This window comes from Planomicrobium soli (assembly GCF_003014655.1).
Classification (GTDB): domain Bacteria; phylum Bacillota; class Bacilli; order Bacillales_A; family Planococcaceae; genus Planococcus; species Planococcus soli_B.
Genome location: NZ_PYAT01000002.1, coordinates 134,776 through 153,022, shown reverse-complemented (window position 1 = coordinate 153,022; position 18,247 = coordinate 134,776). Strand labels below are relative to the sequence as shown.

16 protein-coding genes and 1 riboswitch are annotated in these 18,247 nt (G+C 44.1%); of the genes, 11 read left to right on the top strand and 5 right to left on the bottom strand.

The genetic code is table 11. The features are described 5' to 3' along the window. Positions 1 to 11: 11 nt before the first annotated feature. The 4 genes from B0H99_RS02980 to B0H99_RS02965 all read left to right on the top strand — a co-directional run bounded on the left by B0H99_RS02980 (position 12) and on the right by B0H99_RS02965 (position 4,967). Positions 12 to 998, top strand: coding sequence for a substrate-binding domain-containing protein (locus B0H99_RS02980; protein WP_106532151.1), 987 nt, complete (start codon positions 12 to 14; stop codon positions 996 to 998). Between the two features lie 422 nt (positions 999 to 1,420). Next, a complete protein-coding gene (locus B0H99_RS02975) occupies positions 1,421 to 2,932 on the top strand; it encodes a sugar ABC transporter ATP-binding protein (RefSeq protein WP_106532150.1) in 1,512 nt (503 codons plus the stop codon). Then, entirely contained in the window at positions 2,925 to 3,899 is a 975-nt protein-coding gene (locus B0H99_RS02970; protein ID WP_106532149.1) for an ABC transporter permease, read from the top strand. The genes B0H99_RS02975 and B0H99_RS02970 overlap by 8 nt, the downstream gene beginning before the upstream one ends. A gap of 9 nt (positions 3,900 to 3,908) precedes the next feature. Beyond that, entirely contained in the window at positions 3,909 to 4,967 is a 1,059-nt protein-coding gene (locus B0H99_RS02965) for a Gfo/Idh/MocA family protein (RefSeq protein ID WP_106532365.1), read from the top strand. Positions 4,968 to 5,026: 59 nt separating this feature from the next. Here B0H99_RS02965 and B0H99_RS02960 read toward each other — a convergent pair whose 3' ends face one another. Further along, positions 5,027 to 5,554, bottom strand: a complete 528-nt coding sequence (locus B0H99_RS02960) for a DinB family protein (protein WP_106532148.1) — start codon at positions 5,552 to 5,554, stop codon at positions 5,027 to 5,029. Between the two features lie 71 nt (positions 5,555 to 5,625). Here B0H99_RS02960 and pgeF point away from each other — a divergent pair, with 71 nt between their 5' ends. The 5 genes from pgeF (at position 5,626) to B0H99_RS02935 (ending at position 10,767) form a co-directional block, all read left to right on the top strand. Next, on the top strand, positions 5,626 to 6,384 hold the full coding sequence (gene pgeF / locus B0H99_RS02955; protein WP_106532147.1) for a peptidoglycan editing factor PgeF: 759 nt from the start codon (positions 5,626 to 5,628) through the stop codon (positions 6,382 to 6,384). A gap of 85 nt (positions 6,385 to 6,469) precedes the next feature. Further along, positions 6,470 to 6,575: riboswitch (SAM riboswitch) on the top strand. 76 nt (positions 6,576 to 6,651) lie between these two features. Next, positions 6,652 to 7,773 (top strand): methionine biosynthesis PLP-dependent protein, encoded by a 1,122-nt coding sequence (locus B0H99_RS02950; protein ID WP_106532146.1) that lies wholly within the window; start codon positions 6,652 to 6,654, stop codon positions 7,771 to 7,773. Next, positions 7,770 to 8,951, top strand: coding sequence for a cystathionine beta-lyase (gene metC / locus B0H99_RS02945; RefSeq protein WP_106532145.1), 1,182 nt, complete (start codon positions 7,770 to 7,772; stop codon positions 8,949 to 8,951). Before B0H99_RS02950 ends, metC begins: the two co-directional genes overlap by 4 nt. A gap of 17 nt (positions 8,952 to 8,968) precedes the next feature. Next, positions 8,969 to 10,072, top strand: a complete 1,104-nt coding sequence (locus B0H99_RS02940) for an NAD(P)/FAD-dependent oxidoreductase (RefSeq protein WP_106532144.1) — start codon at positions 8,969 to 8,971, stop codon at positions 10,070 to 10,072. A 71-nt stretch (positions 10,073 to 10,143) separates the two neighbouring features. Further along, positions 10,144 to 10,767 (top strand): LysE family translocator, encoded by a 624-nt coding sequence (locus tag B0H99_RS02935; RefSeq protein ID WP_106532143.1) that lies wholly within the window; start codon positions 10,144 to 10,146, stop codon positions 10,765 to 10,767. A gap of 41 nt (positions 10,768 to 10,808) precedes the next feature. Here the strand turns inward: B0H99_RS02935 and B0H99_RS02930 are convergent, their stop codons facing one another. Further along, positions 10,809 to 11,957 carry a YeiH family protein gene (locus tag B0H99_RS02930; protein WP_106532142.1) on the bottom strand — a complete coding sequence of 383 codons (1,149 nt, stop codon included), beginning with the start codon at positions 11,955 to 11,957 and terminating at the stop codon, positions 10,809 to 10,811. 258 nt (positions 11,958 to 12,215) lie between these two features. Between B0H99_RS02930 and B0H99_RS02925 the strand changes: the two genes are divergently transcribed. Both B0H99_RS02925 and B0H99_RS02920 read left to right on the top strand, forming a co-directional pair. Further along, positions 12,216 to 14,141 carry an alkaline phosphatase D family protein gene (locus B0H99_RS02925; RefSeq protein ID WP_106532141.1) on the top strand — a complete coding sequence of 642 codons (1,926 nt, stop codon included), beginning with the start codon at positions 12,216 to 12,218 and terminating at the stop codon, positions 14,139 to 14,141. A 155-nt stretch (positions 14,142 to 14,296) separates the two neighbouring features. Next, on the top strand, positions 14,297 to 14,746 hold the full coding sequence (locus tag B0H99_RS02920; RefSeq protein ID WP_106532140.1) for a DUF6376 family protein: 450 nt from the start codon (positions 14,297 to 14,299) through the stop codon (positions 14,744 to 14,746). 294 nt (positions 14,747 to 15,040) lie between these two features. Here B0H99_RS02920 and B0H99_RS02915 read toward each other — a convergent pair whose 3' ends face one another. The 3 genes from B0H99_RS02915 to B0H99_RS02905 form a co-directional block, all read right to left on the bottom strand. After that, the gene (locus B0H99_RS02915; RefSeq protein ID WP_106532139.1) at positions 15,041 to 15,664 is read right to left on the bottom strand and encodes a cell wall hydrolase; all 624 of its coding nucleotides are present in this window, start codon (positions 15,662 to 15,664) and stop codon (positions 15,041 to 15,043) included. Positions 15,665 to 15,974: 310 nt separating this feature from the next. Then, a complete protein-coding gene (locus B0H99_RS02910) occupies positions 15,975 to 17,108 on the bottom strand; it encodes a CapA family protein (protein WP_245894363.1) in 1,134 nt (377 codons plus the stop codon). Between the two features lie 303 nt (positions 17,109 to 17,411). Then, on the bottom strand, positions 17,412 to 18,101 hold the full coding sequence (locus B0H99_RS02905; RefSeq protein ID WP_106532138.1) for a hypothetical protein: 690 nt from the start codon (positions 18,099 to 18,101) through the stop codon (positions 17,412 to 17,414). Positions 18,102 to 18,247: the final 146 nt, after the last annotated feature.

Sequence of the window (18,247 nt, the reverse complement as noted above, 5' to 3'; positions counted from 1 at the left end):
GGGTGAATAAAGTGAAAAAATTATGGATTTTGTTTTTGGCAGTAGTCACGGTGTTTGGCTTGGCAGCATGCGGAAGCGGCAGTGAAAGCGAAAGTTCGGGTTCCGGCAGCAGTGGAGGAGAAACGGACGATACAGTGAAAATTGGTATTTCTTTGCCTTCTGCAACGCATGGTTGGATGGGCGCGTTGATTGACAGCGCAGAAAAGCAAGCAAAGGCACTGCAGGAAAGCGATGGGATTGAATATGTCATGACCAATGCGGCAGATCCGAACAAACAAGCGAACGATGTAGACGACTTGATCGCTCAAGATGTAGATGTCATCGTAATGCTTCCGATTGAATCTGCAGCATTGACTCCGGTGGGGCAAAAAATAAAAGACGCGGGCATTCCGCTCGTTATTGTGGACCGTGAACTTGAAAACGATGCAGCTACAGTTGTAGTAAAAGGTGATAACGAAGGAATCGGCGTCAATGCCGGTAAATTCTTTGTTGAACAATTGGGCGGAAAAGGTAAAGTTGTTGAAATTTCAGGGCCGCCAAGTTCAGTCACTGAACAGCGAGGATCAGGTTTCAAAGAAGCAGTCGAAGCTTCTGAGGGCTTGGAAATCATCGCTTCCCAAAGCGGCGATTTTTCAACTGAGAAATCATTGGAAGTTATGCAGAACATTTTACAGGCAAACCCGCAAATCGATGCAGTCTTCACACAGGATGACGGGATGGCGTTAGGTGTTCTTCAAGCAATTGAAGAAGCAGGCCGTACGGATATCCAATTCGTAACAGGTGCGGGCGGTGCGAAGCAGGTATTTGAAGACATCAAAAATGATGGCCTCATGAAAGCGACGTTCCTGTATTCGCCGACAATGGTTGAAGACGCAGTGAAAATTGCAGCTGATCTTGCTAAAGGCGAGGAACCGGCTGAGACAATGGTTGTGAAAGAAGCGACTCAAGTAACAAAAGAAAACGTTGATGAGTTCTATGATCCAGAATCTAAATTCTAATTGTATTTCCTTAGGCTTTTGAAAAACTCATAGAAGATTTTTCATTTCGCTCCAGGCGGACGCTTTCCGCGGGCACGGCCTCAGCCGCTTCCTCCGCTTTGCTCCGTCTAGGGTCTTCGGCTCGCGCTGGTCCCGCTGGAGTCGCCGCCCTCCGCTGAAATTAGAGGAGTTTGCTTTGTACCTAACCTTTAACTATGGAGCAAAACAGCGGAGAAAACGTGTGCTCCTGCAACGCTTCGCGCTTCGTCGCAAAGCCATAGCCTCGCATGTTTCGGCTCGAGCCCGCGGAAAGCGCAGCTGGTTTGCGGAATATTCATTAGGACATTTCTTTAATCATTTATTATATTGAGTTATCAACAATCTGGGAAATACAATGCTCTTCATTGTATTTCCTGTTTTCCTATATGAGGGGGATCAAGGCTATGACTTCAAATCCTTTTATAACGATGCAAGAAATTAAAAAATCGTTCAATGGTGTCCCGGTTTTAAAGGGGGTCACGCTCCAAGTGGAGCAAGGTGAAATCCATGCTTTACTAGGTGAAAACGGTGCAGGCAAATCCACGTTGATGAATATACTGGGTGGTGTCCACCAGCCCGACAGCGGAGCGATTTATATTAACGGCGAAGAAGTGAAGATGCTGAATCCCCGGGTCTCGCAAGAGCATGGCATCAGCTTCATCCACCAGGAACTCAATATGGTTTCGGATCTTCGCGTCTATGAAAACATGTTTTTAGGATCTGAGCTGCGCAATAAATTCGGCTTTTTGAAAGTAGAAGAAATGTGCCGGCAAACACATGAAATTTTATCAAAACTCGGTGTCGACATTGACCCGAAAGAATACGTCCGAAATTTAGCGACATCCTACAAGCAACTGATTGAAATTTCCAAAGCGCTGCTGCACAAATCCCGGTTGATTATTATGGACGAACCAACGACATCGTTAGCGGAGCACGAAGTGAACAGGTTGTTTGGGCTGATGAAAAACCTAAAGAACTCAGGCGTATCGATTATTTACATTTCCCATAAGCTGAAGGAAATCAAGGAAGTGTGCGATGGCTACACCGTCTTGCGCGACGGAGAATTGGTGCGGACAGGAAGCATGGAACATGAAGACATTGAAACGATTACGAAAACAATGGTAGGGAAAGCGATTTCTCAAGAGCGCTTTTTGCATGAACATCCTTTCGGACCAGTGGTCTTAGATGTGAACGGCCTAACAAGCAATGCGTTTAAGGATATAAATTTTGCTGTTCGCAAAGGCGAGATTGTCGGTTTTACAGGTCTCGCGGGTGATGGCAGAACGGAACTTTTTGAAAGCTTATTTGGCTATCGAAAAAAATACACGGGCGAGGTTAAAATCAACGGCCAAGTGGTGAAAATAGATCACCCGCGCAAAGCATTGAAAGCGGGAATGGGATTGGTGCCAAGAGACCGCAAGGAAAATGCCATTATTAAGGATTTGAGTGTACTTCATAACATGAGTTTATCTTCTATGGGCAATTTTGAAAAAGGGGGCTTTATCCAAGACAAGGAAGAGCGGACGAAGTTCCAGTTCTATAAGGAAGCTTTGAATATTAAAGTGCACAATCCGCGTATCGCCATTGATAAATTGAGTGGAGGAAATCAGCAAAAAGTCATCATTGCGAAATGGCTGGAAGCAGAAACTGAACTGTTGATTTTTGATAACCCTACCCAAGGTATCGACGTCGGCGCTAAGCAGGAAATTTATCAGCAAATTGTCGAACTTGCAAAACTTGGAAAAGCGGTCATCATCCTTTCTTCCGAAGCTCCGGAAGTGATGCGCATCTGCCACAACATCAACGTCATGTTCCATGGGGAGATAACGGCCCGTTTTACGGCAGATGAAGCAAATGAAGAAGAGATCATGAACTATGCAACGGGTTCGAAAAGGGAGGTCGCACAAATTGGCTAACGTAGATGTTAAAGAATACCAACGGGAAACCCACACGACGAAGAGCCGATTGTCTTGGCTATGGTCGGAATACAGTGTCATCATTGCTTTTATCATCTTGTTCATCGGATCATCTATTTTAAATCCCCGTTTCCTTGATATGAACAACCAGTTGAATATCTTGATGCAAGTTTCCATCATCGGCATTATCGCGATGGGCATGACCGTAGTTATGCTATCGGGGGGAATCGATTTATCGGTTGGCTCGGTGCTCGCATTAGCCGGTGTTATCTCGGTTCTGGCATTGAACGCTTCAGGCAGTATTCTTGTAGGAGTGTTTACAGCGCTGCTTGTCGGCTCGTTCGCCGGTTTTTTGAATGGGCTTATGGTTGCCAAAGGAAGGATCGCTTCGTTTATCGCCACGCTTGGCATGATGGCGGGTGCCCGCTCGATTGCGCTTTATATCGCAAACGGGGGCAGTGTGTCCGGGGAAGTTTCTGGATTCACAATGATTGCAAATAGTGACCTGTGGATATTCGACGTGCCGGTCCTGATCTTTTTTGCAATGACCGCTTTGGTTTTTGTATTGATGCATAAAACCCGCTTTGGGCGCTATGTCTATGCGCTTGGAAGCAATGAGAAAGCGGCACTCCTTTCGGCAATCCGAGTGGACCGAATGAAAATTGGCGTCTATACGTTGATCGGTACATTAGTAGGGGTAGCAGCGGTTATTGAAACATCGCGTTTGAATTCCATTTCCTCGTCGAGTTCAGGGTCTCAATACGAACTGGATGCTATCGCTGCTGTTATTATCGGCGGTACTCGAATGACAGGTGGGCGAGGCAAAATTATCGGTACGCTATTTGGCGTATTAATTTTAGGCATATTGAACAATATGATGAATTTAACGAACGTCTCCCCGCATCTTCAAGGTTTTGTGAAAGGATTGATCATCATCATTGCAGTTGTATTCCAAAAAAGAGAGTAGGGTGTGTACATGGGTATAAAAGTAGGGATTATCGGGTGCGGATCGATAACAAAAGCGCGTCATGCGCCGGAATATAAAGCAAATCCACACGTAAGTGAAATCGTGTTTTACGATCGAAACCTGGATCGCTCCGAAGCATTGGCAGTTATGTTTGGAGGCAAAGTTGCAAAAACCGTGGACGAATTGTTTGAAGATCCGGAGATCCAGGCAATCAGCGACTGTTCATCGAATGAACACCATCACTTGTTTTCTTCTAAAGCATTGCTTAGCGGCAAACATGTCTTGTGCGAAAAACCGATTGCGCTGACAGTGGAACATGCCCGAGAAATCATCGACGCACAGAAAAAATCGGGCAAAAAATTGATGGTCGACCATAACCAGCGTTTTACACGGGCCCATCAAAAAGCACGGGAAATTCTTCAAGGCGGTGACCTTGGAAAAGTGCTGACGTTCCAGACGACATTCGGCCATTCAGGACCGGAAGACTGGGGATTCAATAAAACAAACTCTACCTGGTTCTTTAAAAAAGAGAGGTCTGGCCATGGGGTTGCCGGAGATTTAGGCGTCCACAAAGTGGATTTGCTGCATTATTTGCTGGATGATGAAATTGAACAGGTCAGCGCTTTTCAGGGCGCACTCGACAAAGTAGATGAAAACGGCAAGCCGATTGAAGTTTGCGACAACCTAGTCTGCAGCCTGAAAACCAAGAAAGGGCGGATTGGCACAGCATCTTTCTCATGGACGTATTACGGGGAAGAAGACAATAGCACAATCATTTATTGCCAGAAAGGAATATTAAAAATTTACCATAACGACAAATACCAGATTGAAGTACTGATGAAAAATGGCGAAAAGACCAATTATCAACTTGAAGCGATTCAAACGAACGACAACCAAACACCTAGTGGCGTCATTGATGCTTTTGTTGAGGCCATCCGCCTGGATGAAACCCCGATTGTTACCGGGGAAGATGCTCTCGCATCGTTAAAAGTCATTTTGGGCATTATTGAAGCAGCTGAAACAAACCGCGTGGTTACAATCGAAGAAGAGTCTCTCCAAACGCTGTAGGGAGAGGCTCTTCTTTTTAAAATTTAGCGTAATTTAACGAACCTATATTAGTTATTGCCTTATCTCTTCTTCAGTACGCCCAAATAAGCTTCCCATGGCCCGACGTCCTCCCGGTATCTTTCGGCCATCACACGGGCAATCTGGCTGATATGGGTAAAGTCGTGGACGACCCAGGTGGAAAGGAGTTCGCGCAGCTTTACCTGTCCGAAGTCCGGATGCAGACCAGTCAGCTCAAGTTGCGATTCTGAAGTTACAAGATTCTTAAGTTTAACGATGCTTTCCAGCCGGAGTTCCTTGAATTCCCGCAGCTTTTCTTCTACCGGCCTTTTGGGGTCTTCGCGTAAATGGGCGTAACGGTCGAATGGAGGAAAAGGTTTGCTTTCTCCTTCTTGGAGAATCATTTCGAGCCGTGGAATCCAGTCATTCTTCTCACCTTCAATCAAATGGCCGATCACTTGGGACGGATTCCATGTTCCATCACCTTCGTTGCTGTTTAGCCAGCCGGCTGATAGTCCGGACAATAAAGCATCCAAAGCTTCAGGTGTGCGTTCCAGAATTTCAATCGCTTCTTGCAAGTTGAAGTTCATGTTTTTTCTCCTTTCCAGTCTTTTTCTATACATGAGCGGCGCTCTCCTTTATATTAAAACAAGGTGAGGATATGAAAACAATAATGTACATGAAGAATGAAAGATTCATTTCAGGAATGACCATGAAAGACGAAAGAGAACCGGAAGCTGGCAACATGGCGCTCCACGTTTGTGAAGATCCGGAAGCGGTACTTGGCAACCGCCGAAATTTGGCGGCCTCTTTGAATATCCAGTTGGAGGATTTTATTTGTGCCAATCAGACCCATAGCGCGAATTTCCAAAAGGTGACACTTGCTCATAAGGGGATGGGCGCTGAGCGAGTCGAGACAGCGATTAAAGAAACGGACGCGCTTTACACGTATGATTCGAATATTTTGTTGACCAGTTTTTCGGCCGATTGTGTACCCGTGCTTTTCTGTCATCAATCTACCGGTCTGATCGGCGCTGTCCATTCCGGCTGGCAAGGAACAGTCAAAGAAATTACGTTAAAGCTGTTTGAATATCTTCAGCAAGCGGAATCCTGCCCTCCAGAAGATTTTCACGTCCAAATAGGAGCGGCGCTGAGCCAGGAAAAGTTCGAAGTCGACGAAGACGTTTATCTGCAATTTAAAAATCTCGGATATGCGGAAGAATTTATTTATTTTAATGGGAAGACGCGAAAATACCATATCGACAATCAGCTCGCCGTACAAAAGCAATGCGAGCTGGCCGGCATCCCGTTGGAACAAATTACGGTCGACCGGACATGCACCTTTGTAAGTCCAGAAGGCTTTTCTTACCGCCAAAACCGCAATAGTGGAAGGCATTTGAGTTTCATTATGAAAAAATAGGATAAAATTTTCCAATTCCTCTTGCTATTTCTTGAAATATAGTTTAATGTGTTAAACATTCAGTATTATCTAACTTTATATTTATTTCTTATCAAGAGAGACGGAGGGATTTGGCCCTTTGAAGTCTCAGCAACCGGTCTGATAAAGGACACGGTGCTAACTCCAATAGGCATGTGCCTAAAAGATGAGAAGACGGTATTTCCTGAGCAGGGGGCTTTCTTCTTTTTGAAGAAGGCCCCCTGCTTTTATAGTGAAAGGAAGATGAAGATGGGAAAACAGAGTATAGAGACACAATTGGTTCAATTAGGAAATCGGAGCGATGCAGCAACGGGAGCGGTGAACCCGCCAATCTATTTATCAACTGCATATGAGCATCAAGGGCTTGGGAAGTCGACAGGCTATGATTATACGCGGACGAAAAATCCGACACGGACAATATTAGAAGAAGGCATTGCAAAGCTTGAAGGCGGCGATGCCGGATTTGCCTGTAGTTCCGGAATGGCGGCTATCCAACTTATTTTGTCGCTGTTCCGTCCAGGAGATGAATTATTAGTGCCTAAAGATGTCTACGGTGGAACGTATCGTCTGCTTGGCCATTTCTCAGAAGCTTATAATATCGGAACAACTTATGCCGATTTCGAAGATCCTGCTGTTACTGAGCAAGTGATTGGTTCAAATACACGGGCATTGTTTATCGAAACCCCGACAAATCCACTCATGCAGGAAATTGATATCGCTGCTTATGCCGAGCTGGCCAAGAAGCACAATCTGCTTTTCATCGTAGATAACACGTTCTTAACTCCATATTTGCAGCAGCCGCTCTATCTTGGGGCTGATATTGTCATACATAGTGCAACAAAATATATTGGCGGGCATAACGATGTATTGGCCGGCCTTGTGGTCGCAAAAGGCGAGGCCATCTGCGCGAAATTGAATGTTATGCACAACGCAGCAGGTGCCGTCCTTTCGCCTTTCGATTCTTGGCTCCTAGTGCGCGGATTGAAAACATTGCCGTTAAGAATGCGCCAGCATGAGGAAAACGCAAAAAAAATTGCCGCCTTTTTGGAAAACGAGCCGGTTATTACAGATGTTTTTTATCCGGGGAAAGGCGGGATGGTTTCGTTTCGCTTAAAGGAAGCGGAATGGGTGGACCTCTTTTTGACAAATCTAAGCCTCATCACTTTTGCTGAAAGCCTTGGTGGGGTTGAAAGCTTCATCACTTATCCCGCCACTCAGACGCATGCTGAAATCCCTTATGAAGAACGTGTGGAACGGGGAATCTGTGACCGTCTGCTGCGATTCTCTGTAGGAATCGAAGAAGTGGAAGATTTATTCGCTGATTTAAAGCAAGCTTTTTCCAAGTTTGAAAAGGAGGCTCTTCAATTATGACCGATCATTTGGAAACGAAATTCATCCATTCAGCCGGTGTGGACAAAACAACAGGGGCGGTCAACGTCCCGATTTATTTATCTTCTACTTTTCACCAGGAAAGCTTTGAAAAATTCGGTCCGTTCGACTATAGCCGCTCGGGCAATCCGACGCGTCTTACACTTGAAGAAACGATTGCCAAGCTTGAAGGCGGTACACGTGGTTTCGCATTCGCTTCCGGCATGGCGGCGATTTCTTCTGCCTTTATGCTGCTGTCGTCTGGTGACCATGTGCTGATTTCGGAAGATGTCTACGGCGGCACCTACCGATTTATAACAGAAGTGTTGAACAAATTCGGCATCGACTACACGTTTGTCAATATGACCGACCTCGGCGAAATGGCGGAGGCGATTCAGCCAAATACAAAAGTGGTTTATATCGAAACTCCCTCCAATCCGACCATGAACATCACCGATATCGAAATTGCGGCGAAACTGGCAAAAGCGAATGATTGCTTGACGTTCGTCGATAACACATTCATGACGCCGCTTTACCAAAACCCTTTGGAGCTTGGTGCAGATATTGTCTTGCACAGCGCGACCAAATTTTTGTCAGGCCACAGCGATATCGTCGCGGGGCTCGCTGTAACTAAAGACGAAGAACTGGGCAACCGGCTCGCTTTTATCCAAAACTCATTTGGAGCAGTATTAGGTGCTCAGGACTCTTATTTATTAATTCAAGGAATCAAGACTTTGGGAACGCGCCTAAAACAATCATCTGAATCGGCTCAGGCGATTTCGGAATACTTGCATAAGCATTCCTTGGTGGAAGAAGTGTATTACCCCGGTTTTACTTTTCACCCAGGCCATCCTATCCATGTCCGCCAAGCAAAAGGGTTTGGAGCCGTTCTATCTTTCCGCTTGCTATCGAAAGAAGCTGCAAAGATTTTTACGGAGAATTTGCGGATTCCCGTTTTTGCTGTCAGTTTAGGAGCGGTCGAGTCGATCTTATCTTATCCGGCGACAATGTCTCATGCCGCGATGCCAAAAGAAGAGCGCGAAAAACGCGGGATCACGGACGGTTTACTGCGGTTATCAGTCGGGCTTGAGCATTTGGACGATTTATTAGCAGACATCAAGCAAGCACTGCATAAAGTTCGGCAAGAAACAGGAGAGTTGGATTTTTTAAATCAAAGATGAGATAGAGAGGTGCTCCTGTGAAAATAGTGATAATTGGATGCGGAATTGTCGGAGCAAGCGCCGCCTATTGTTTGGCAAAACAAGGAATAGAAGTGGTGATTATAGATAAAGTACATGACGGAAAAGCGACATCTGCTGGAGCAGGAATTGTCTGCCCTTGGGGACCGAGCGAGAGGGGCGATGACTGGTACCAATTGGCAAAGCGGGGCGCTGCCTTTTACTCTTCCCTTATCGCTGATCTGCAAAAAGAGGAAGAAACAGATTTCGGTTATAAGAAAACAGGCGCTCTTTACATTAGCTCTTTGCCGGAAGAATTGGATAAGATTGAAAAAGAGTTGAAAGCGAATAAAGAAGAGGCACCGGAAATAGGGGAGATTTTGAGGGTGAATTCTGAAGACGCCCGAAAGCTTTTCCCTCCATTAGACGAAGGGCTAGAGGCGGTATTCGTTTCAGGAGGCGCACGCGTAGATGGCCGATTGCTCCAGGAGGCGCTGCTTCGTGCCTCTCAAAAGAACGGTGCTGAGCGCATAAAAGGGGAAGCGGTTTTGTTGCATGAGGAACAGCGTGTGACAGGAGTTCAGGTGGATGGGGAAACCATATTGGCGGATGCTGTGATAGTGGCAGCTGGTGCCTGGGCACCGGCTCTTTTAGCACCTCTCGGCATCTCTTTGAAAATGGAACCGCAGCGCGGTCAAATTGCCCATATCAAGCTCCCTGGAACAGACACATCCAATTGGCCGGTCATCATTCCTGAAAGCAGCCATTATATGTTAGCGTTTGACGATTCCCGAGTTGTGGCGGGGGCGACCCGTGAAACAGGTTCCGGTTTCGACTACCGAAAAACGGCGGGGGGCATTCATGAAGTGCTTTCTGAAGCGTTGAAAGTAGCTCCTGGACTTGCAACTGGTGTATTGGAAGACGTCCGGATCGGCTTTCGTCCAATGGGTCCGGACGCATTGCCGGTACTTGGAAAGGTGGAGCCTTATGAAGGGTTAGTGCTGGCGACGGGGCTAGGCCCGTCCGGTTTAGCCATGGGACCGTATATCGGAACGGTGGCAGCTGCCCTTGCGACAAACCAACCTGTAGAAGTTGACCTTTCTCTTTGCCATCCGCTGCGCTGAAACTTATACCTTAGGGCCGATTTATTTGCTATAATGGCATAAATTCTGTTAATGGAAAGGTAAGGACAACTATGGAATTTCTATCGATAACCGCTTTTTTAGGAGCCGCAGTATTGCTCACATTGATGCCAGGGCCTGACAATCTGTTTGTACTGGCGCAGAGCATAGCAAAAGGGCAAAAAGCGGGCGTATCCACTTCACTTGGATTATGCACCGGTCTGCTTTTTCATATCACAGCCGCTACTGTGGGATTATCCGCCTTGGTTTACCAATCTGCATTCGCTTTTGCATTAGTAAAATACGTCGGTGCAGCTTATCTCTTGTTCTTGGCTTACAAGTCTTTTCGGGAAAAAAGTTCCGGGTTTGATTTAAGCAGCGAAAGTTCCTTAAGTTACAAAGCGCTTTATAAAAGAGGTGTCATCATGAACCTGTTAAACCCGAAAGTTTCATTATTTTTCCTCGCACTGTTTCCGCAGTTCATCAATTATTCATGGGGAAACGTCCCAGGCCAAATGCTCATTTACGGACTGATTTTCTTGCTTCAAGCACTGGTGATCTTTTCTTTGATCAGCGTATTTGCCGGAAGCATCAGCGCTTTTCTGCAAAAGAGCCCATCTATTTCGAAACGCATCAATAAAGTCCAAGGCACATTGTTTGCGCTTATTGCTTTCAATATTGCATTTAGTCAGAAATAATATAGAACTAACAAAAAGGAGCCGTTTTGAACGGCTCCTTTTTAAATTGAAATCAGATCCCCGAATAAAGAAATGAGCAGCAAGCTAACGGCGCCGACAGATAACGCCGCAATAAGCCCGATATAAAATGGCTTGATGCCAAGGCCTTTGAAGATTTTTAAATTGGTGGATAAGCCGACACCCGCCATAGCAAGGCCTAGCATATACGTTGAACCGAACGAACTCCAGAAGCTGTAGAAGCTTTCCCACGCTGCAGGGCTGATTAGACTGAAGGCGGCACCGCTTGAAGAAGCGGTAGCATCACCAGTAGTTCGCATGAGCGAAAGGAACAAAAATCCTAGAATAAATACGGGAAATAGCTTGTACCATTTTGGCAGGGACTCTGCTTTACTCTCGCCACTTTTTGCTTTGTTGCGGAAAAATAAGAACGAAATAAACGGCACAACAGCGATAATAAAAACATTGCGCGTCAGTTTTGTAATGGTCGCGACATCTACAACAACTGCTGAATCATATAGTTGTCCGTAGATGAGGGCGGCACCGGTCACTTGCGCGGTATCATGGATGGCTGTTCCAAGGAACAGGCCAGCTTTGATTGGTTCATCAGCAAAAAAGAAATGAGCCAAATACGGATAAAACAGCATACCGATCAAACCGAAAATCGTAATGTTGGCAACTGCATAGGAAATCTCGTTTTCTTTTGCATTTATGACGGGCGCGGTCGCCATGATTGCAGTTACTCCGCAAATGCCGGTCCCAGTTGCAATCAATGTGCCAAGCCGATTGGATTGTTCAAGTTTACTTGTGAAATACAAAGTAACAAACAGTCCGACCGAAATGCATGCGACAATCAGCGGCACGCCCCAAGCGCCAAGTTTCAAAGCTTCTATCAAACTTAGTCGTAATCCGAGTAAAATAATACCGGCGCGCAAGGCATATTTAACCGAAAAGTTAATGCCGGTTTTAAAAAAATCCGGTAATCCAAGGGTATTGCGGATTATTATCCCCAGCAGAATTGCTACAAAAATTCCGGAAATAGGGCTCGCACTGCCATCAGCTAAAATCCCTGTTGCCAATAGCAGCTCTCCAATCCCTGCGGCTCCAACAATTCCTATCAACATAACGATAAAGCAAGCAATCAACCCCGGGATAAGCCCGATTACCTTGTCGTTTCTTGTACTAGTGGCCATGTTCTTCTCCTCGACAATCCTGCAAATTTAAATCTAATTGTTCTTATTATATCGAACCCCCGTATAGATTGATAATTTTCCGCAGTTAAGGCAAAAGAGGAAAAGAGGTCTTAGTTTGAAACTAGCTAAAAAAGTAAAGGCAGCAAATAAAACCTATGAAAAGGACTATTGTAAATTTAACTAACTATTCTGAAATTAGTTGGACTCTCCTTATATTCTGTTGTAAATTAGGCTTATAAGAAGTTGGAGGTGGAAACGGTGAATGAAGAAGGTTTAGACAGTGAAACATCAAAAAATTCTTACCGATTTTCCGAAGATTTTCTGGCAGGAGACCTATTCATAATTGATGGATTGTCTCGAAACATCGAGCCATATAAAGCCATTAATAACGTGGGGGATGGTTTTCCGCAATCTGTAGCTTCAGGCGATCCCACTTCTTCAGGAATGATCATTTGGACCAGAGTCGATCCGGATATAGAATCCGGTTTTTCTAATGAAGAAATTGAAGAAAAAGGAACAACTTTATTTGTAAAAAGCGCAATCAAGCAAGGGAAGTTTATTGAATTTCAAGTGAGCACAAACAATGAGTTTTCTCGAATCGATTTAAGTGGATTCGCCCCGATATGGCAGGACTGCGACAATGTGGTCCGCATTGATCTGAACAATTTTTTGCTGCCGGATCAAACGTATTATTATCGTTTTATCACTAAGAGCGGATTTGTAAGCAGAACGGGCCGCTGTAAAACACTTGCTGACAAAGGATACCGCCCTGCATCAATCGGCTATATTTCATGCCAGGATTATAAGAACGGTTACTTTAATGTTTTGTCTTGTCTGGCAGAAGAAGAACTGGACTTCTTCTTGCATTTAGGGGATTACGTGTACGAAAGCCTGAAAAGGGAACCCCATCATGTTAGGGAGCTTGCTGTTCCGGGCGGTACACACAAAGCGTTCACATTAGCTGACTACCGTGAACTTTATAAAATTTACCGAAGTGATCCGGATTTGCAGAAGCTCCACGAGAACCACGCAATAGTAGCTGTTTGGGATGATCATGAATTTGCCGACAATACGTATTATCCGGCGGTCGCCCCGGACCACAGCTTTAAACCGGACCGGAAAAGGCGACATGCTGCGAGCCAAGCGTGGTTGGAGTACATGCCATCCAGAGTAACCTACGATCCGGGATTATCGCCCGATGACGCTTTGAAGATTTATCGCACACTGACAATCGGAGACCTTGCCACCATTTATATGACGGATGAGCGGCTTTTTCGAAGCGCTCCGATGGGCGGACCAAAGCAACTGAATGAGGCGGATGAGAAAGAAGAACGATCGATGTTGGGAAAAGAGCAGCGGGACTGGTTCCTAAATGAGTTAAGTGAATCTAAAAGCCTCTGGAATATCTGGGGGAATTCAGTGCAAATAACCCCATTTAAGATAAGAGAAAGAGACTTGAACCTTGATGCATGGGACGGATTCACTGCTGAAAGGGATATGATTGCGAAAAAAATAGCCAGTGAAAATATACAAAATTTCATTGCGTTGACCGGAGATTTTCATACGTTCGAAGCTTCTTATCTTCAGACGGACTATAGTTCCCAAGATAAAGCGTCAAAGTTCGGTGTCGAATTGATGGTCGGATCGGTCACTTCTTTGAATCCGCACGAGCATATCCAGCATCCGACCCAAAAATTTCTTGGCCGATTGAAGAATGCATCAGGTTCAGTGCCGGTGGCTCCTGCAGTAGAACTGGTAAGTGAAATTGCTCCCGATAAAGGGCAAGAAAATAAGAATGTACGGAATATTACTTTTCGTACGCTGGAGAAAATAATGAAACGGTACAATCCGTGGATCAAGCTGTTGGATGGAACATCCCATGGGTATGCGGTATTGGAATTATACAATACAAAGGCAATCTGGAAAGCCTACGGAATAAAGACTATTGAAACACATTCAACTGAGAAGTCACTGCTGTTTCAATGCGAAATCCCGAACGGCAAAGTGGAAATCAACATAATATACAGCAGAGGAATAAAAAAAGAGGTAACAGAACTCTCCTTTTTCATCAGCACAATAGGCGCACTTCTTTTTATTCTGCGAAAACTGGATAAAGGGGCAAACAAAGACCGTCCTGCGACAAAAGCGGCAACCAGCGACTATAAAGATACACAATCGCCCTGACCTGAACGGGTGGGATATCCTAGCCCGTACAATGACGATGGATAATGTATAGGATGGCTTAATGAAATCCGGGAAAGCGGAATGCCCTATTTTCACTAAGTGAGTTTGTTCATGCTATACTTCAATTGAATAGCAACTAGAACGGAGGAGTTTTCTTGAAGAAAACATCTATCGCTTTTTTAATCCTTGTCATTTCATTTCTTAGCGGGTGCTCTGTTATAGAAGGAGCGAATAATACGTTGACCTACGCCACTGAAGTAACGGAATTTGCGAATGAAGCAACGATTTTTGCAAAAGATACACCTGCCCTTGCACAGCAAGCAGTCAGCAACAAAGAAGCGGCTACGGAATTGGAAGCCAGTTTGCAAGTAATGAAAACCAATATAGAAGAGTTTAATGAACTGCAACCGCCGGAAATGGCGGCTGACCTTCACCAACAAGTGGTAACCCAAAATGAGAATGCTATCAAAGGCATCGATTTGTATTTGAACAACATAAAAGATGGCACACTGGATCCCGCTGTGCTGGAAAATAATGAAGCATTCAAATCTCTAGGAGAAATCAAAAACATCGTCGATCAGATTAGAGATCTAGTCGGACAATAGGAAAAAAGCTTCTTAAGGAACTTTATCACGAGGTTAGGATGGATAAAGTACTGTTCCCTCTAAGAAGTCGACTCTTATTGGTTCTCGCCCTGCTTCTTTTTAATTGGTTTTTTGCTTCAATTCAAGTGGATTCTAATTTCTAAATGGAGCGCAAGGCGGCGACGCCAGCGGAACAGCGCGAGTGAAGCAGCTGAGGCCGTGCCCGCGGAAAGCTTCCGCCTGGAGCGAAATGAAAAAGCTATCAAAATGTTTCTCGACAGCCTATTAAAAAAGCTGCCCATAGGGGCAGCTTTTTTAATAGGCAAAATGGTGCTTGCCAATTTGTTTGATAACGGTACGCGAGAAAATCCAGTTGTCAGAAACGTGGGCCGGATTATAGTAATATGTCGCTCCTGAAGAAGGGTCCCAGCCTAGCATGGCATCTTTAACAGCCCGATAAGCAGAAGCATTCGGCGTCAGCCAATATTGGCCGTCATTTACTGCCGTAAAGGCGTTGCGCTGGAAAATGACATTGGAAATCGTGTTTGGAAAATGTGGAGAATCGACACGGTTCAAAATCACCGCAGCTACCGCCACTTGCCCGGTATAGCTTTCACCACGTGCTTCCCCATGGACGACGCGTGCCATCCTATGTACTTTTTCAATCATGCCGCGCGTAAGCGGTCCGGTGTAGCCAGTAGCAGGGATGCCAAAGTCCCGCTGGAATTTTGTAACTGCAGTTTCAGTAATAGGGCCGTAATATCCTGTAACACCTGTATGGAAATACCCCATCTTTTTCAAAGTCGATTGCAAATTGTTCACGTTTTGTCCAGTAGAACCGTTGTGCATGTCAGAAGCGTTCGCCGAAGCCTCAAGTTGAGAAAAACCAAAAAATCCGATTAATACTAATCCCATTACAACTATCTTTAACCTTTTCATTCTTTCTCTCCTTTCCATCTTTCCAACAATAGAACCTTGTATCAGTATAATAGTTTGAATATCATATTTATATCCAACAGACTTACTTGATTTAGCCTAATTAAAAGTACAAAAGGCAGGTTTAACCTTTTTAATAAAACTATTATCAAAGAAAAACGAATATTACTAAGTATAAATAACTATTTTTGACAAGCTGTTATATTCAATTCTGATAATTTATCAATGTTAATCATTAGAAGAAGCGATACTAAAAGTGCTTCTAGTAAAAAAACGTATTGAACTAATTCCAATACGCTTATTTTTGCATAACTTATTCGAAGGCAATATCGTTTGTCCAAGTAGAAAGGTGTTTTTGAATGTCTTCGTTTAATTTGGGATCTACATTCGCCAATAAGTCGATTTCAAAATTTTTATTGTCATCACTTTTAACATAAGTAGCTGTAAATGCCGGTTCTTTCAAATGGATGCTTGTTCCATTGGCATCAACCGTTTTTTCAGCAGTAATGTGGACGATGCCGCCGATTCTTCGATACAGCGCTTCTTGATGGGAAATGAAATTGCCAAGTGAGTATATTACGAAGCTTTTCCGGCCATCAGCGGTTTCAATCCATTCTGCCGGCTGCAGTACATGCGGATGGGAGCCTAATATGATATCTGCCCCATGTTCAGCTGCGAATTGCGCTAATTGTTTTTGCTCGGGATTTGGCATACGTTCATACTCTTGGCCAAAGTGCAGGCTTAAGACCACCACATCGGATTGCTTTTTAGCACGGTTTAGCTCTTCTTTAATCTTTTCTTTGTCGATACGGTTGACCAAGTAATCTTTCCCTATAGGTGTCGGGATGCCGTTTGTCCCATACGTATAGGAAAGGAAAGAAAAAATGATGCCGTTTTCAGTTTTTGTTGCAATTCGAGCGCTTTCGTCTGCTGATAATGCCGAGCCGGTATGGATCATTCCAATCTTGTCCCAGTACCCGATAGCATTGGCAATCGCTTTCTCGCCACGGTCCAGCGTATGATTGTTGGCCATTGTAACAACATCTACTCCAGCAGCTTTCAATGCATCTCCTACTTCAAATGGGCTATTGAAAGAAGGATAGGAAGATACGCCAATTTCACTTCCGCCGATAATACTTTCAGAATTGGCGACGGTAATATCTGATTTTTCCATGTGAGATTTGATTTTTGCAAACATCGGATTAAAATCATATCCATCTTCTGTTTCAGCATCCCAATACAACGAATCATGGATCAGTATGTCGCCTACAGCGGACAAAGAAGCGGTTGTTGTCTTTGATATTTCTTCGGGTGTAATACTTACAGGGGTTTTACGGGTGTTCAGTTTCGTGCTTTTATTTGAAGCATCTCCGTCGTTCATCGTGCAGGCTCCGAGCATGGGAAAAAGCAGCAGAAAAGATAAAAGAAATAATTTGACCAGCTTCACAGTTTCACTCCTACGGAAGAATAGGTAAGATAACTCACAGGAAGAGGTGGTAAGTTATCAATTTTCTTCTTTTTGGCTTATTTTATGTACAACTTCATTCATATCGTACTCTAAAGGAGTAGAAAAGACCAGAAGATTTTAATGTCATTAGTCAATATGTCCTTGATGAGGGGATGCTGAAATTTGATAGCGAGTAACTGGAGTGAAAATTATAGACTGCTTAATGTGATTCATATATGAAATCAATACACTTGAATCATGACATAAAGAAACGTCCTGGAAACTAAATTCCAGGACGTTTCTTTATGTGAGTGTTTCATCGCAGCTTTCGTGTTCTTTTTCGCTGGCTTCTATCATTTCGTAAAGATCATTCATATAGTCAAAAATCTTGGAATATGCTGGCGAATTGCGCGGAGTTTTTTCAAGTACTGCTTTCGCTTTGCCGTATACCGTTTCCATGCTGTCGGTAGGCAAAATCTTAAGAGCACGCGAGGGGCTGTTTTTTCGCCACCAGGCGTCCATTTCTTTTTCCGGCTGTCGATCTTTTTCTTTAAGAGAACTAACTTCATCATGCTTTTCTACTAGATCAAGAATGTTCCCCAATTGATCTACAGAAAAGTTCTCAATCAAATCTTCGTCTGTATCGACTTTGAAAAAGATGTTGTAATTTTGACCAAGAAAATTAATATTCTTCGTATCGACTACTTCCATAATTTTATGGATTATTTTATATTTTTCCGTCACTTCTTGAAGGAGGGGATTGGCAATTTCAACCGGTGGATTCTCAGCTTCCTCCCATAAGATGGAGGGAATTGAATTCATAACAATCATTTCTTCAATTTGTTCAACTGAATAATTCTTATAGATGAACGAATATTGAAGATCGCGCAAGTAAATATTAAAAGGCTCGGCAACAATATAGTGGCCATTTTTCTCTGAAACTTCCAATAATGTATCTATCAGTTTTTTCTGTGTATCCAGTTTTTGAGTCATGTGATGGCCCCCTTAGCCTGATTTATAAGGATGAGATGAATGAAGCTATCTTAACACAAAAAAATAGATTAGACTAAATAATTAAAAAATTTATTTTTCTTAAAACCTCCATAAAAATAATTTCTGAAATTTTAGAATTTTTATGG

Bases quoted from the DNA above. Each gene is read 5' to 3' on its own strand.
- B0H99_RS02975 (WP_106532150.1), top strand. From the start codon at position 1,421: ATGACTTCAAATCCTTTTATAACGATGCAAGAAATTAAAAAATCGTTC.
- B0H99_RS02965 (WP_106532365.1), top strand. From the start codon at position 3,909: ATGGGTATAAAAGTAGGGATTATCGGGTGCGGATCGATAACAAAAGCG.
- B0H99_RS02960 (WP_106532148.1), bottom strand. From the start codon at position 5,554: ATGAACTTCAACTTGCAAGAAGCGATTGAAATTCTGGAACGCACACCT.
- pgeF (WP_106532147.1), top strand. From the start codon at position 5,626: ATGAAAACAATAATGTACATGAAGAATGAAAGATTCATTTCAGGAATG.
- B0H99_RS02950 (WP_106532146.1), top strand. From the start codon at position 6,652: ATGGGAAAACAGAGTATAGAGACACAATTGGTTCAATTAGGAAATCGG.
- metC (WP_106532145.1), top strand. From the start codon at position 7,770: ATGACCGATCATTTGGAAACGAAATTCATCCATTCAGCCGGTGTGGAC.
- B0H99_RS02935 (WP_106532143.1), top strand. From the start codon at position 10,144: ATGGAATTTCTATCGATAACCGCTTTTTTAGGAGCCGCAGTATTGCTC.
- B0H99_RS02930 (WP_106532142.1), bottom strand. From the start codon at position 11,957: ATGGCCACTAGTACAAGAAACGACAAGGTAATCGGGCTTATCCCGGGG.
- B0H99_RS02915 (WP_106532139.1), bottom strand. From the start codon at position 15,664: ATGAAAAGGTTAAAGATAGTTGTAATGGGATTAGTATTAATCGGATTT.
- B0H99_RS02905 (WP_106532138.1), bottom strand. From the start codon at position 18,101: ATGACTCAAAAACTGGATACACAGAAAAAACTGATAGATACATTATTG.